We start from the raw sequence: 15646 nt of genomic DNA on the forward strand, positions 1-15646 counted from the left end.
TTGTGCCTTGCTTGGGGGGGGGGGGGGGGGGCGCCGCCCCCCCCCCCCCCCCCCCACCGCGGTCACTCTCCGGTGGCCTTAGCGATGATCTCCTTCGCCACGTTCTGCGGAACCTCGGCGTAGGAGTCGAATACCATGCTGTAGCTGGCCCGGCCCTGAGTCTTCGACCGCAGGTCGCCGACGTAGCCGAACATCTCGGACAGCGGCACCAGGGCGCGCACGACGCGGGCGCCGCTACGCTCCTCCATCGCCTGGATGATTCCACGGCGGGAGTTCAGGTCGCCGATGACGTCACCCATGTTGTCCTCGGGGGTGACGACCTCGACTGCCATCATCGGCTCGAGGATGGCGGGGTCGGCCTTGCGGGCCGCCTCCTTCAGCGCCATCGAACCGGCGATCTTGAACGCCATTTCCGACGAGTCGACCTCGTGGTACTTGCCGTCGATCAGCGTCAGCTTCACACCGACCAGCGGGTACCCGGCGAGCACGCCGTACTGCATCGCGTCCTGGGCACCGGCGTCGATCGAAGGGATGTACTCCTTCGGGATGCGGCCACCGGTGACGGCGTTGACGAACTCGTACTGCGCGGCAGCGTCCAGCGGCAGCGGCTCCAGGCCGATGATGACGCTCGCGTACTGGCCCGAGCCACCGGTCTGCTTCTTGTGGGTGTACTCGAGCTTGTCCACCGTGCGGCGGATCGTCTCGCGGTACGCCACCTGCGGCTTGCCGACGTTGGCCTCGACGTTGAACTCGCGCTTCATGCGGTCGACGAGGATCTCCAGGTGGAGCTCGCCCATGCCGGAGATGACCGTCTGACCGGTCTCCTCGTCCAGCTTCACGCGGAAGGTCGGGTCCTCCTCGGCGAGCTTCTGGATCGCGACGCCCAGCTTCTCCTGGTCGGCCTTCGTCTTCGGCTCGATGGCCACCGAGATGACCGGGTCCGGGAAGGTCATCGACTCCAGGATCACCGGGTGCGCCGGGTCGGACAGCGTGTCACCGGTGGTGGTCTGCTTGAGACCCTGCACCGCGATGATGTCGCCCGCGAACGCCTGGGGGCGCTCCTCACGCTTGTTGGCGTGCATCTGGTAAATCTTCCCGACCCGCTCCTTGCGGTCCTTGGTCGAGTTGATCACCGGCGAGCCCGAGTCGAGCGTGCCCGAGTAGACGCGCACGTAGGTCAGCTTGCCCAGGTGCTTGTCGGTCTGGATCTTGAAGGCCAGGCCGGAGAACGGCTCGCTCGAGTCGGCGTGCCGCTCGGCCGGGGTCTCCCCGTCCATCAGCGTGCCGTCGATGGCCGGGATGTCCAGCGGCGACGGCAGGAAGTCGACTACCGCGTCCAGCATCGGCTGCACGCCCTTGTTCTTGAACGCGGAGCCGCAGACGACCGGGTTCAGCTTGCCGGCGATGGTGGCGCGACGGATCGCGGCCTTGAGCTGCTCGACGGTGAACTCGCCACCCTCGAGGTAGCTCTCCATGATCGCGTCGTCCGCCTCGGACAGGGTCTCGAGCAGCTTGGTGCGCCACTCGTCGGCCTGCTCCTGCAGGTTGGCCGGGATCTCCTCGACGGCGTAGTCCTCACCCTTCTGGGTCTCGCCGCGCCAGGTCAGCGCGCGCATGCCCAGCAGGTCCACGACACCGATGTGGTCGCCCTCGAGACCGATCGGGATCTGCAGCACCAGCGGGGTGGCGTTGAGACGGGTGATCATCATGTCGACGCAGCGGAAGAAGTCCGCACCGGTGCGGTCCAGCTTGTTGACGAAGCACATACGCGGCACGTTGTACTTGTCGGCCTGGCGCCACACGTTCTCGGTCTGCGGCTCCACACCGGCGACACCGTCGTACACGGCCACGGCACCGTCGAGCACGCGCAGCGAACGCTCCACCTCGACGGTGAAGTCGACGTGGCCGGGCGTGTCGATGATCTGGATCGTGTGGCCCTTCCACTCACACTTGGTGGCAGCGGAGGTGATGGTGATACCACGCTCCTGCTCCTGCTCCATCCAGTCCATGACGGCAGCGCCCTCGTGGACCTCACCGATCTTGTGCGTGATACCGGTGTAGAACAGGATCCGCTCGGTGGTGGTGGTCTTACCGGCGTCGATGTGCGCCATGATGCCGATGTTGCGAGTCTTGGCGAGGGCGGCGTCTACGGCGGCCACTTCACGATCCTTTCGGAGTGGGACTCAGTCCCGGAAAGTCAAGGTTGTGGAGCCGGAACCGACGGATCGGCCCGGCTCCACGTTGTTTCACCAGCGGTAGTGCGCGAAGGCCTTGTTGGACTCGGCCATCTTGTGCGTGTCCTCGCGACGCTTGACAGCGGCGCCGAGGCCGTTGCTGGCGTCGAGCAGCTCGTTCATGAGGCGCTCGACCATCGTCTTCTCGCGACGGGCGCGGGAGTAGGTCACCAGCCAGCGCAGACCGAGCGTGGTCGCGCGGGTCGGACGGACCTCCACCGGAACCTGGTAGGTCGCGCCACCGACACGGCGGCTGCGGACCTCGAGGGTCGGCTTCACGTTGTCCATGGCGCGCTTGAGCGTCACGACGGGGTCGGTGCCGGTCTTCTCGCGGCAGCCCTCGAGCGCGCCGTACACGACACGCTCGGCCAGCTGGCGCTTGCCGGCCAGCAGGATCTTGTTGACCAGCTGGGTGACCAGCGGCGAGTTGTACACCGGGTCAGCGGCCAGCGGCCGACGCGGAGCGGGGCCCTTACGAGGCATTACTTCTTCCCTTCCTTGACCAGCTTCGCGCCGTAGCGGCTACGCGCCTGCTTGCGGTTGCGGACACCCTGGGTGTCGAGCGAACCACGAATGATCTTGTACCGCACGCCGGGCAGGTCCTTCACACGACCGCCGCGGACGAGCACGATCGAGTGCTCCTGCAGGTTGTGGCCGACACCCGGGATGTACGCGGTGACCTCGATCTGGCTGCTCAGCTTGACGCGAGCGACCTTCCGCAGTGCCGAGTTCGGCTTCTTGGGCGTCGTGGTGTACACACGCGTGCACACACCGCGCCGCTGGGGGCTCCCCTTCAGCGCCGGCGTCTTGGTCTTGCTCGTCTTCGCCTGGCGGCCCTTGCGGACCAGCTGCTGGATTGTGGGCACCGGTGTTCTCCGCTCCCTTTGCTTCCTCTCCGCGACTTTCGGTCGCGGAAACTTATGTGGCCGTGGCCGCGAATGCGGCCCGAACTGCTGCGATCGGCGCCGTCTCGGAGTGATCCAGGACGCGTCCCGACCCCCGCGGTCGGGCGTGTCGTCCGGCGCACGGGCCCGACGGCTCGATTTCTCGAGCTGTCGGAGTCTGTCGTTGTCGTGGTGCTGCGGGCTGCCCGACCATCGGTCGAACTCTCCCGCGTCGGCGCACGCACGAGGGGCCCGGGCAAGCCCGGGCACGAGGGGAAAGAGTACCGAACCGATGGCCCACTGGTCAAAACGGGGTGACCCGACCCCCCGTCGATGCGAGGCAACCAGTCGTTCCGAGCAACCAGTCCGCCGTCAGTGCGAACTCCGACAGCCAGTCTACCTCTTCGATTCCCCGGCCCCGAACGGGATACCGCACCGTGAGGTAGCTCGCATGCCGGGACGGCGGCCCGGCAACGGATCGCCGTCGGCCGGGTGGCCCGGCGTCCGGGCACCGGGCCGCTCCGGTGGCCTGGCCACACTCCTGGCCCGGGCATTCCCGGCCCGGCGTTCCGGCCCGGCGTTCCGGCCCGGCGGGGACGTGCCCAGCCCAGGCTCGGGCCCGCGGCGGATCAGCCGGCGCTGAGGGCGATCGCGGTGATCAGGCCGATCGCGGCCAACACCAGACCGACCGCGCCGCACACGAGGCCCGCGATGGCGACCCCCCGGCCGGTCAGGTTGCCCGCGGCCAGCCGGATCTGCCGTATCCCCAGCCACCCGAGCAGCACCCCCGCCGCTCCGAGCAGGATGGACAGCACCGCGAACGCACCGGCGACCAATCCTCCCCAGCCCTGCTGCGCGCCCGCCAGGCCGAAGCACCACACCACCAGCGAGACGAGGACCGAGCCCACGCCGGCCACCAGCGCGCTGGCCGCGACACCCGAGGCGGTCTTCGGCGCGCCCAGCACCGCCAGCCCGTACGGCGTACCCGGCACGACCTCCACCCGCACCGGCGGCGGGTAGTTCACCGGCCGCGGCCCGGCCACCGGTTGGCCTCCCACGGGCGGCACCGGCGGAGGTGGCGGACCCGTCGGTGCCGGCACCGGCCACTGCGGCACAGGCGACTGCGGCGCGGGCGGCTGCTGGCCCTGCGGCACGGAGGGCCACTGCGGCACCGGAGGTTGCTGGTAGGTCACGCCGCCGATCCTGCCACGTCCCGCCCACCCCCGCCCGCAGTGCCTCGGCCCCGCCCATGATCTGTTTTCGTGGACGCTGACGGCCCCTACAGCGGCGCCCAGCGTCCACGAAAACAGATCATGGAATCGACCGCCGCTCCACAACAAACGATCATGAGGTTGTGTCCACGACACGCCGTCGAACACGCCCTCAGGTTCATGATCACCCCGGCGAGGAGGCGGCCTGGGCGGCCGGGTGGGGTGGGATGGGGTATGGCGAGGCGGTGGGCGGGCCGGATCAGTTGACGGTGGGTGGGAAGTCCTGGGTGCCGAAATGGACGCCGCGGAGGAAGAGCCAGACGGTCAGGGTGAGCAGGCTCAGGGCGGCCAGGGCCAGGGCCAGCCAGGCCAGGCGTTCGGCCCAGCGGACTCGGCCGGCACCGGTGCGCCAGCCCTCCCCCGTGCGCAGCTCCTCGCGGGCCTGACGGGCCAGGGCGAGGGCGAGCGTGGCGGGCACGATGCCGCCCACGGCCAGGCCGGTGACGGCGGCCAGCAGACCCAGGCCGAAGGCGGCCGTGGCCTTGGTGTCGGCGACCGGTTCCGGATCTGCCGGGTCCCGGGCGGCTGCGGATATGAAAGCGGCGTCCCCCATGCCGTGTAAACGACACGGGGGACGCCGCGATCACTTCAAACGCTTACCGGTACGACCCGAAGTCGAAGTCGTCCAGCGGCACCGCGACACCCGACGCCGGGCCGAAGCCGTAGTCGGTCTCGCCGTACGAGGTCATCGAGTAGACCTTGGCCTTCGCCTCCTCGGTCGGCTCCACCCGGACGTTGCGGTACTTGCTGATGCCGGTACCCGCCGGGATGAGCTTGCCGATGATGACGTTCTCCTTGAGACCGATGAGCGAGTCACTGCGCGCGTTGATCGCCGCGTCGGTGAGCACCCGGGTGGTCTCCTGGAAGGAGGCCGCCGAGAGCCACGACTCGGTCGCCAGCGACGCCTTGGTGATACCCATCAGCACCGGACGGCCGGCCGCGGGCTCGCCGCCCTCGGAGACCAGGCGGCGGTTCTCGCCCTCGAACTGCGCACGGTCGACCAGCACACCGGGCAGGAACTCGGTCGCGCCGGAGTCGATGATCGTCACCCGCTTGAGCATCTGGCGGATGATGATCTCGATGTGCTTGTCGTGGATCATTACGCCCTGCGAGCGGTAGACCTCCTGGACCTCGTTGGTCAGGTGGACCTGGACCGCGCGCGGACCCATGATGCGCAGCAGCTCGTGCGGGTCGATGGTGCCCTCGGTGAGCTTCTCGCCGACCTCCACGTGCGAGCCGTCGTGCACCCGCAGCTTCACCCGGTTCGAGATCTTGTCGTGGACGATCTCCTCGCTGCCGTCGTCCGGCACGATGATGATCTTCTTCGACCGGTCGCCCGCCTCGATCCGGATGCGTCCCGGAGTGTCCGCGATCGGCGCCTTGCCCTTGGGCACACGCGCCTCGAAGATCTCCTGGACACGGGGCAGACCCTGGGTGATGTCCTCACCCGAGGCCGCACCACCGGTGTGGAAGGTACGCATCGTCAGCTGCGTGCCCGGCTCACCGATCGACTGCGCCGCGATGATGCCGACGGCCTCGCCGACGTCCACCAGCTTGCCGGTCGGCAGCGAACGGCCGTAGCAGGCCGCGCAGACGCCGAGCTTCGACTCGCAGGTGAGCACGGACCGCACCCGCACGCCCTCGATGCCGGCCTTGACCAGCTTGTCGACGACGATCGAATTGAGGTCGGTGCCCCGCGCGGCGACCAGGTTGCCGTTGGCGTCGGACATGTCCTCGGCCAGGGTGCGGGCGTGCGCGCCGGTCTCGGCGTGCTCGTGCACCGACAGCACACCGTCGTGGCGCGTGCCGATCTGCATCGGGATCGCCCGGTCGGTGCCGCAGTCGTCCTCACGGATGATCACGTCCTGCGAGACGTCCACCAGACGACGGGTCAGGTAACCCGAGTCGGCGGTACGCAGCGCGGTGTCGGCCAGACCCTTGCGGGCGCCGTGCGTGGAGATGAAGTACTCCAGCACGCTCAGGCCCTCGCGGTACGAGGACTTGATCGGCCGCGGGATGATCTCACCCTTCGGGTTGGCCACCAGGCCACGGATCGCCGCGATCTGGCGCAGCTGCAGCATGTTGCCTCGAGCGCCCGAGTGGATCATGCGCCACAGCGGGTTCTCCAGCGGCAGAGCGGTCTCCAGCTCCTTGGCCACCTCGTTGGTCGCCTTGGTCCAGAGCTCGATCAGCTCGCCGCGGCGCTCCTCGGCGGTCATCAGACCACGCTGGTACTGCTTGTCGAAGCGCTCGGCCTCCTTCTCGTACCGCTCAAGGATCTGGCCCTTGCGCGGCGGCGAGATGACGTCCTCCATGCCGATGGTGACGCCGGACCAGGTGGCCCAGTGGAAGCCGGCCTCCTTGAGCGCGTCCAGCGTCGCCGCCAGGGCGACCTTCGGGTAGCGCTCGGCCAGGTCGTTCACGATGCCCGAGAGCTGGCCCTTGCGAACCTCGTGGTTGACGAAGCGGTAGCCCACCGGAAGGGTCTCGTTGAACAGGACCCGGCCCAGCGTGGTGTCCAGGATGACCGGCGCGTTCGGCTCCCACTCCTCCGGCTGGACCCAAGCCTCGACGCCCGGGCCGTTGTCGACCGAGGTGATGCCGTTGAGGCGGATCCGGACCGGCGCCTGCAGGTGCAGCTCGCCGTTGTCGAAGGCCATCATCGCCTCGGCCTCGGAGCTGAACACCCGTCCCTCGCCCAGCATGCCGGTGCGCTTGTGGGTCAGGTGGTACAGCCCGATGATCATGTCCTGGGTGGGCATGGTCACCGGCTTGCCGTCGGCCGGCTTGAGGATGTTGTTGCTGGACAGCATCAGGATGCGTGCCTCGGCCTGGGCCTCGGCGGACAGCGGCACGTGCACGGCCATCTGGTCACCGTCGAAGTCCGCGTTGAAGGCGGTGCAGACGAGCGGGTGGATCTGGATGGCCTTGCCCTCGACCAGCTGCGGCTCGAACGCCTGGATGCCGAGGCGGTGCAGGGTGGGTGCACGGTTGAGCAGCACCGGGTGTTCGGTGATGACCTCTTCCAGCACGTCCCACACGACCGGGCGCTGACGCTCGACCATGCGCTTGGCCGACTTGATGTTCTGGGCGTGGTTCAGGTCGACCAGCCGCTTCATCACGAACGGCTTGAACAGCTCCAGCGCCATCTGCTTGGGCAGACCGCACTGGTGCAGCTTGAGCCGCGGGCCGACGACGATGACGGAACGGCCCGAGTAGTCCACGCGCTTGCCGAGCAGGTTCTGACGGAACCGGCCCTGCTTGCCCTTGAGCATGTCGGACAGCGACTTGAGCGGGCGGTTGCCCGGACCCGTCACCGGCCGGCCACGGCGGCCGTTGTCGAACAGCGCGTCGACGGCCTCCTGCAGCATCCGCTTCTCGTTGTTCACGATGATCTCGGGCGCGCCGAGGTCGATCAGACGCTTGAGGCGGTTGTTGCGGTTGATGACGCGGCGGTACAGGTCGTTCAAGTCGCTGGTCGCGAAGCGGCCGCCGTCGAGCTGCACCATCGGGCGCAGGTCCGGCGGGATGACCGGCACGCAGTCGAGCACCATGCCCAGCGGCGAGTTGCCGGTGGCCAGGAACGCGGCCACGACCTTGAGCCGCTTGAGCGCGCGCAGCTTGCGCTGACCCTTGCCCGAGCGGATGGTCTCGCGCAGGAACTCGGCCTCGGCCTCGAGGTCCATGTTCTGCACCAGGGCCTTGATGGCCTCGGCGCCCATGCCGCCGGTGAAGTACTCACCGAAGCGGTCGCGCAGCTCGCGGTAGAGCAGCTCGTCGGTGACCAACTGCTTGGAGTCGAGCTTGCGGAACGTGTCCAGCACCTCGTCCAGGCGGTCGATCTCGCGCTGCGCCTTGTCGCGGATCTGGCGCATCTCGCGCTCGCCGGCCTCCTTGACCTTGCGGCGCACGTCGGCCTTGGCGCCCTCGGCCTCCAGCTCGGCCAGGTCGGACTCGAGCTTGACGGCCCGCTTCTCGATCTCGGCGTCGCGGGCGTTCTCGGCCTGCCGCTTCTCCGCGAAGATCTCGTTCTCGATGGTGGTCATGTCGCGGTGACGCGCCTCGGCGTCCACGCTCGTGATCACGTACGAGGCGAAGTAAATGATCTTCTCAAGGTCCTTCGGCGCGAGGTCCAGCAGGTAGCCCAGCCGGCTCGGCACGCCCTTGAAGTACCAGATGTGGGTGACCGCGGCGGCGAGCTCGATGTGGCCCATCCGCTCACGGCGCACCTTGGAACGGGTCACCTCGACGCCGCAGCGCTCACAGACGATGCCCTTGAAGCGGACCCGCTTGTACTTGCCGCAGTAGCACTCCCAGTCCCGCTGCGGACCGAAGATCTTCTCGCAGAAGAGTCCGTCCTTCTCGGGCTTCAGGGTGCGGTAGTTGATCGTCTCGGGCTTCTTGACCTCGCCGTGCGACCAGCGCCGGATGTCTTCCGCGCCCGCCAGGCCGATCCGAAGCTCATCGAAGAAGTTAACGTCGAGCACGTTGTATGTCCCTCTTTGCTCGTGTCTTCATCAGTGTCAGTTGATGGCGGAGGCGTCCTCCACACGCCGGAGCGCGCGGAGGACGCCTTTACATCAGACTTCCTCGACGCTGCTCGGCTCCCGCCGGGACAGATCGATACCGAGCTCCTCCGCCGCCCGGAACACCTCGTCGTCGGTCTCGCGCATCTCCAGGGCCACACCGTCGCTGGACAGCACCTCGACGTTCAGGCACAGCGACTGCAGTTCCTTGAGCAGCACCTTGAACGACTCGGGGATACCCGGCTCGGGGATGTTCTCGCCCTTGACGATGGCCTCGTAGACCTTCACGCGACCCAGCACGTCGTCGGACTTGATGGTCAGCAGCTCCTGCAGCGCGTAAGCCGCGCCGTAGGCCTGCATCGCCCAGCACTCCATCTCGCCGAACCGCTGGCCACCGAACTGCGCCTTACCACCCAGCGGCTGCTGCGTGATCATCGAGTACGGGCCGGTCGACCGAGCGTGGATCTTGTCGTCGACCAGGTGGTTCAGCTTCAGGATGTACATGTAGCCGACCGAGATCGGGTCCGGCAGCGGCTCGCCGGAGCGGCCGTCGAACAGCTTGGCCTTACCCGACTCGCCGATCAGCTGGGTGCCGTCGCGGTTGGGCAGGGTGCTGCCGAGCAGACCGGCGATCTCGTCGTCGTGCGCGCCGTCGAAGACCGGGGTGGCCACGTTCGTGTTGGCCTCGGCCTCGTGCGCGCCGATCGAGCGCAGCGCCTTCTTCCACTCGGCGTCGTCGCCCGAGACCTTCCAGCCGGTCTTCGCGACCCAGCCCAGGTGGACCTCGAGAACCTGGCCGATGTTCATTCGACCGGGCACGCCCAGCGGGTTGAGCACGATGTCGACGGGCGTGCCGTCCTCCAGGAACGGCATGTCCTCGACCGGAAGGATCTTGGAGATGACACCCTTGTTGCCGTGGCGGCCGGCGAGCTTGTCGCCGTCCTGGATCTTGCGCTTCTGGGCCACGTACACCCGGACCAGCTCGTTGACGCCCGGGGGCAGCTCGTCGCCGTCCTCGCGGGAGAACGTGCGCACACCGATGACCGTGCCGGTCTCGCCGTGCGGCACCTTCAGCGAGGTGTCGCGGACCTCGCGCGCCTTCTCACCGAAGATCGCGCGGAGCAGCCGCTCCTCCGGGGTCAGCTCGGTCTCGCCCTTGGGCGTGACCTTGCCGACCAGGATGTCGCCCGGCACGACCTCGGCGCCGATCCGGATGATGCCCCGCTCGTCCAGGTCCGCCAGCATCTCTTCGCTGACGTTCGGGATGTCGCGGGTGATCTCCTCCGGGCCCAGCTTGGTGTCGCGGGCGTCGACCTCGTGCTCCTCGATGTGGATCGAGGTGAGCACGTCCTCCTGCACCAGGCGCTGGGACAGGATGATCGCGTCCTCGTAGTTGTGGCCCTCCCACGGCATGAAGGCGACCAGCAGGTTGCGGCCGAGCGCCATCTCACCGTTGTCGGTGCAGGGGCCGTCGGCGATGACCTGACCGGCCTCGACGCGGGCGCCCTCCGGGACCACCGGCTTCTGGTTCACGCACGAGCCCGAGTTGGACCGGCGGAACTTGTGCAGCAGGTAGGTCCGGCGGAAACCGTCGTCCTGGTGCACGGTGATGTAGTCCGCGCACAGGTCCTCGACCACACCGCCGACCTCGGCCACGACCACGTCGCCGGCGTCGGTCGCGGCACGGTACTCCATACCCGTGCCGACCAGCGGGGCCTCGGCCTTGACCAGCGGCACCGCCTGACGCTGCATGTTCGCGCCCATGAGCGCGCGGTTGGCGTCGTCGTGCTCGAGGAACGGGATCATCGCGGTCGCGACGGACACCATCTGCCGCGGCGACACGTCCATGTAGTCGACCTGCGCCGGCGGCACGTAGTCGACCTCACCGCCCTTACGGCGGACCAGGACGCGGTCCTCGGCGAAGGAGCCGTCACCCATCAGCACGGCGTTCGCCTGCGCCTTGATGTAACGGTCTTCCTCGTCCGCGGTCAGGTAGTCGATCTGGTCGGTGACCCGGCCTTCGACGACCTTGCGGTACGGCGTCTCGACGAAACCGAACGGGTTGACCCGCGCGAACGTCGACAGCGCGCCGATCAGACCGATGTTCGGGCCTTCCGGCGTCTCGATCGGGCACATCCGGCCGTAGTGCGACGGGTGCACGTCACGGACCTCGAAGCCGGCACGGTCACGCGACAGACCACCCGGGCCGAGCGCCGACAGGCGGCGACGGTGGGTCAGACCCGCGAGCGGGTTGGTCTGGTCCATGAACTGCGACAGCTGCGACGTGCCGAAGAACTCCTTGATCGCGGCCACCACGGGGCGGATGTTGATCAGGGTCTGCGGCGTGATCGCCTCGACGTCCTGCGTGGTCATGCGCTCACGCACGACGCGCTCCATGCGGGAGAGACCGACCCGAACCTGGTTCTGGATCAGCTCGCCGACGGTGCGCAGACGACGGTTGCCGAAGTGGTCGATGTCGTCGGCCTCGTAGCCCTCCTCGCCCGCGTGCAGGCGGGCCAGGTACTCCACGGTGGCGACGATGTCGTCCTCGGTCAGCGTTCCCGTCGTGATCGGGATCTCGAGCTCGAGCTTCTTGTTGAACTTGTAACGACCGACCTTGGCGACGTCGTACCGCTTCGGGTTGAAGAAGAGGTTGTCGAGCAGGGTCTGGGCGTTCTCGCGCGTCGGCGGCTCGCCAGGGCGCAGCTTGCGGTAGATGTCGAGAAGGGCCTCGTCCTGACCGGCGATGTGGTCCTTCTCGAGGGTGGTCATCAGCAACTCGGACCACGCGAAGCGCTCGCGGATCTGGTCGTTGGTCCAACCGATCGCCTTCAGCAGGACCGTGACGGCCTGCCGACGCTTGCGGTCGATACGCACACCGACCGTGTCGCGCTTGTCGATGTCGAACTCCAGCCAGGCACCCCGGCTCGGGATGACCTTGACGCTGGAGAGGTCGCGGTCGGAGGTCTTGTCCGGCTCCTTGGAGAAGTACACGCCAGGAGAGCGGACAAGCTGGCTGACGACGATGCGCTCGGTGCCGTTGATGATGAAAGTGCCCTTCGGCGTCATCATCGGGAAGTCACCCATGAACACGGTCTGGCTCTTGATCTCGCCAGTCGAGTTGTTGGTGAACTCCGCGGTCACGAACAGCGGCGCGCAGTAGGTGAGGTCCTTCTCCTTGCACTCCTCGATGGAGGCCTTGACCTCGTCGAAGCGCGGGTCGGAGAAGCTGAGCGACATGGTGCCGGAGAAGTCCTCGATCGGGCTGATCTCTTCGAGGATCTCCGCGAGTCCCGAGCGGGCGTCTGCGAGAGCCGACGAACGGGACTGCCAGGACTCATTGCCGACAAGCCAGTCAAAAGACTCGGTTTGGATAGCGAGCAGATTGGGTACTTCGAGGTGTTCGGTGATCCTGCCGAAGGAGATCCGGCGGGGAGCGAACGCGCTCGACGATCGACTGGTCTTCGCAGGGCGGGAGGCTGCCAAGATACGTCCTTCCGAGGACCGGTGGTGCAACGGCCGTTACGCGAGCAACCCGACAACCCCTGGTCCAGAGCCGACGTCAGAAAACGTCCGGCATTCCGGGCAGGGGGAAAGTCGAAGGGCAGCGCAAACTAGCACTGTAGCAGAACCACCGACCCGTGTCGAGTCTCCACGGCAGGCTTTCGCAGAACGTGCTCCAGACCACCTTCAGATCGGTGTCGCCACGCTCTGTACCCCGCCCGCTACGTACTCGGAAGGTCGTACGAAGAAAGACTGCCTGTCGTCGCCGTTCACGTCAAGACCCGGCGACGGGTTCCAGTGTCCAACACTGCGTCAACTTCGCATCACTACGCGTTTGCCCAGCATGAACAAGGGGCGGGCATCCAGTGGATGCCCGCCCCTCGATGCGGTCACGCTCTTGGCGTAAAGCCCTCGGCGTGACCTCAGATCACTTGAGGGTGACCTTGGCGCCCTCGGCCTCGAGCTTGGCCTTGGCCTTCTCGGCGGTGTCCTTGTTCGCCTTCTCGAGGATGGCCTTCGGCGCGGCCTCGACCACGTCCTTGGCCTCCTTCAGGCCCAGGCCGGTCAGCTCACGCACGACCTTGATGACCTGGATCTTCTTGCCACCGTCGGACTCGAGGACGACGTCGAACTCGTCCTTCTCCTCGACCTCGACCGGGGCGGCGCCGCCACCGACCGGGCCCGCGACGGCGACCGGCGCGGCGGCCTTCACGTCGAAGGTGTCCTCGAACTGCTTCACGAACTCGGAGAGCTCGATCAGGGTCATCTCCTTGAACGCGTCGAGGAGCTCGGTGCTGCTCAGCTTCGCCATGTCAGGCGTCCTTTCGTAACGGGTCTACATGCCGCGGCAGGGAGCCGCGAGCTGGATGGTTCGGATGACGTCGACGCCGTCAGGCGTCGGCGCCCTCCTTCTCGCGCTTGTCCTGCAGGGCAGCAACCGTGCGAACGGCCTGCGCCAGCGGGGCCTGGAACAGCGCCGCGGCGTTGCCCATGCTTGCCTTCATCGCGCCGGCCAGCTTGGCCAGCAGCACCTCGCGGGACTCGAGGTCGGCGAGCTTGGCGACGTCGGCCGCCGTGATCGCCTTGCCCTCGAAGACGCCGCCCTTGATGACGAGCAGCGGGTTCGCCTTCGCGAACTCCTTCAGGCCCTTCGCCGCCTCGACGACATCGCCGGAGACGAAGGCGAGCGCGGTAGGACCGGTGAACAGAGCGTCGAGACCGGTCAGACCGGCGTCGGTCGCGGCGCGCTTGGCAAGCGTGTTCTTGGCGACGGTGTACTCGGCACCGCCCAGCGAACGACGCAGCTCGGTCAGCTGCTTCACGGTCAGGCCGCGGTACTCGGTGAGCACCGTGGCGTTCGACTCGCGGAAGCGCTCGGTGAGCTCCGCAACACTGCCGGCCTTGTCGGCACGGATCTTGTCCGCCATGTCCCCTCCTCTCTCGTACTCCAGGCTGGTCTCGCGGGACCCGGCGTTCGACAGAAGCGGACAAACAAAACGCCCCGGCGCAGGGCGCACGGGGCTTCGCGCGGCACAGGGCCGCCAGGCTCACCGTTCTTCCCTGCGCGGGCCGCCCGTGGGTCCGCTCGTTGCCGAGCGACGGGGCCTTCGATCGTCTCCGGATGACTCCGGATCTGATGACCAGCGGTCTTTGGGTGGAACTGTTGCCGGTAACGATACGTGAGCTGGCACCGGCCGCCAAATCGGGGGTGGCGTGAGCTGCCTTGTATCAATCAATTGACACAAGAGACAGCGATGGCGTTCACTTGTATCAGCTGTCTGATACAACGGGGAGGTCAAAGATGAACGGAGCCGCCTACGTGCGGTCGGCCGGGGTGGTCCTGGGCGGAGCGCTGGGCCTGACGGTGGCCAACAGCTCGCTGATCCCGCTCGCCGTGCCCCTGTTCACGGTGTTCGTGCTGGCCGGGGTCGGGGTCAGCGAGCTGATGTCACCTCGGCCGTCCCGATCGGGGCAGTCGACGGCGCAGCTGACGGTCCGCGACGTCGACGCGTACCTGCCGCCCGGATCCCGTGCCCGGCTGCGCTGGCTGGGGCTGGCGGTGCTGGCGACAGTGCCGGTGATCGCCGTACGGATGGGGACCGGTGAGGTCACCTGGTCCGGGGATTACGACACCGGCGGTGCCGTGCTGCGCCTGACACCCACGGCCGTGATCCTTGCCGGCTGGTGGCTGCTGGCACGGCATCTGCTGCGCCGCATCGCCGAGGCGGGGCACGCCGGGCTGGACCCGCAACACCTAGCCGCCGACGAGGCGTGGCGGCGGCGGGCGTCCCGGCTGGTCCTCGGCACCACCGGAGTGCTGCTCTCCGGCACCCTGGCCGGTGGGATGTTCTGCTACAGCCAGCGCCACTGGGTGATCTTCCTCGGCGGTTGGGGCTGGTGGATGTTCGTCCTGTCCGCCCTGGCGCTGTCCGCGTTCCTGGTGTTCGCGCACTACCTGCACCTGCTGATCGACCCGGGTCCAGCGGGTGTCGTGAGCATCGGCACGCGGCGGGAGCCGGCCGAGGCCGTGGCGTGATCCCCACGATCACCATCCGGCCCGGCCCCGTGCCGCCCTATGAACAGATCCGGGCTCAGGTCGAGGCGCTGATCAACGGCGGGCTGCTGGCGGCCGGACACCGCCTGCCGCCGATCCGGCAGCTCGCCGCCGACCTGGGCCTGGCCACCGGCACGGTCGCCCGCGCCTACCAGGAGCTGGAGGCGGCCGGGCTGGTCACCACCCGGCGGGCGGCGGGCACGGTGGTCGCCGCGCGCACCCCTGAACCACCGGCGGACCGACGGGGGCCGCTGGCGCAGGCCGCGCACGGGTTCACCACCACCGCCCTGACCCTCGGCGCGGATCTCGACGAGGCGCTCGACGCGATCCGCACCGCCTGGCCCCACCCCTGACCCGCCGGCTCGCGACTCGCGGCTCGCGGCTCGCGGCTCGCGGCTCGCGGCTCGCGGCTCGCGGCTCGCGGCTCGCGGCGATGATCGCTGTATCCGGTCAGAAAGTGGGGTCGGACCGCACTTTCTGACCACAAACAGCGATCATCATCGGCCGGGATGTTGGGAAGGGCACCTTCCTCTACCTATGGCGATGTGAAGGTGCCCTTCCTTCACTCGGGCCGGGCCGGGGCGGGCCGGGCCGGGCCGGGCTGGCCGGGCTGGCCGGGGCGGGGCGGGGCGGGGCGGGGCGGGGCGGGGAAAGCGGAAAGCGGGGGCCCGGC

Annotated in this window: 11 protein-coding genes; 2 read left to right on the forward strand and 9 right to left on the reverse strand. The window is 68.1% G+C overall.

The window, feature by feature from the left end:
* Positions 1–62 precede the first annotated feature (62 nt).
* The 9 genes from fusA to rplJ form a co-directional block, all read right to left on the reverse strand.
* Positions 63–2159: an elongation factor G gene (gene fusA / locus AB0B35_RS24805; protein WP_361049314.1), complete on the reverse strand. Its 2097-nt coding sequence runs from the start codon at positions 2157–2159 to the stop codon at positions 63–65.
* A gap of 87 nt (positions 2160–2246) precedes the next feature.
* Entirely contained in the window at positions 2247–2717 is a 471-nt protein-coding gene (gene rpsG, locus AB0B35_RS24810) for a 30S ribosomal protein S7 (protein WP_360536135.1), read from the reverse strand.
* A complete protein-coding gene (gene rpsL / locus AB0B35_RS24815; protein WP_120317147.1) occupies positions 2717–3100 on the reverse strand; it encodes a 30S ribosomal protein S12 in 384 nt (127 codons plus the stop codon). Before rpsL ends, rpsG begins: the two co-directional genes overlap by 1 nt.
* A gap of 647 nt (positions 3101–3747) precedes the next feature.
* On the reverse strand, positions 3748–4176 hold the full coding sequence (locus AB0B35_RS24820) for a hypothetical protein (RefSeq protein WP_361049316.1): 429 nt from the start codon (positions 4174–4176) through the stop codon (positions 3748–3750).
* A 412-nt stretch (positions 4177–4588) separates the two neighbouring features.
* Positions 4589–4942, reverse strand: coding sequence for a hypothetical protein (locus AB0B35_RS24825; protein WP_361049318.1), 354 nt, complete (start codon positions 4940–4942; stop codon positions 4589–4591).
* A gap of 43 nt (positions 4943–4985) precedes the next feature.
* Complete coding sequence (locus tag AB0B35_RS24830) at positions 4986–8876, reverse strand: DNA-directed RNA polymerase subunit beta' (RefSeq protein ID WP_361049320.1); 3891 nt, start codon at positions 8874–8876, stop codon at positions 4986–4988.
* 93 nt (positions 8877–8969) lie between these two features.
* The gene (locus AB0B35_RS24835; RefSeq protein WP_120317150.1) at positions 8970–12401 is read right to left on the reverse strand and encodes a DNA-directed RNA polymerase subunit beta; all 3432 of its coding nucleotides are present in this window, start codon (positions 12399–12401) and stop codon (positions 8970–8972) included.
* Positions 12402–12846: 445 nt separating this feature from the next.
* Positions 12847–13230, reverse strand: a complete 384-nt coding sequence (gene rplL / locus AB0B35_RS24840) for a 50S ribosomal protein L7/L12 (RefSeq protein ID WP_361049322.1) — start codon at positions 13228–13230, stop codon at positions 12847–12849.
* A 79-nt stretch (positions 13231–13309) separates the two neighbouring features.
* Entirely contained in the window at positions 13310–13846 is a 537-nt protein-coding gene (rplJ, locus tag AB0B35_RS24845) for a 50S ribosomal protein L10 (RefSeq protein ID WP_361049324.1), read from the reverse strand.
* 374 nt (positions 13847–14220) lie between these two features.
* Between rplJ and AB0B35_RS24850 the strand changes: the two genes are divergently transcribed.
* Both AB0B35_RS24850 and AB0B35_RS24855 read left to right on the forward strand, forming a co-directional pair.
* Entirely contained in the window at positions 14221–14955 is a 735-nt protein-coding gene (locus tag AB0B35_RS24850) for a hypothetical protein (protein ID WP_361049326.1), read from the forward strand.
* Positions 14952–15326, forward strand: a complete 375-nt coding sequence (locus AB0B35_RS24855; protein WP_361049328.1) for a GntR family transcriptional regulator — start codon at positions 14952–14954, stop codon at positions 15324–15326. Before AB0B35_RS24850 ends, AB0B35_RS24855 begins: the two co-directional genes overlap by 4 nt.
* Positions 15327–15646: the final 320 nt, after the last annotated feature.

It is taken from the genome of Catellatospora sp. NPDC049133, from assembly GCF_040648455.1.
Lineage (GTDB): Bacteria > Actinomycetota > Actinomycetes > Mycobacteriales > Micromonosporaceae > Catellatospora > Catellatospora aurea.

Coding starts and splice junctions, on each gene's coding strand:
- rpsG (WP_360536135.1), bottom strand. CDS start 2,717: ATGCCTCGTAAGGGCCCCGCTCCGCGTCGGCCGCTGGCCGCTGACCCG.
- AB0B35_RS24825 (WP_361049318.1), bottom strand. CDS start 4,942: ATGGGGGACGCCGCTTTCATATCCGCAGCCGCCCGGGACCCGGCAGAT.
- rplL (WP_361049322.1), bottom strand. CDS start 13,230: ATGGCGAAGCTGAGCAGCACCGAGCTCCTCGACGCGTTCAAGGAGATG.
- rplJ (WP_361049324.1), bottom strand. CDS start 13,846: ATGGCGGACAAGATCCGTGCCGACAAGGCCGGCAGTGTTGCGGAGCTC.
- AB0B35_RS24850 (WP_361049326.1), top strand. CDS start 14,221: ATGAACGGAGCCGCCTACGTGCGGTCGGCCGGGGTGGTCCTGGGCGGA.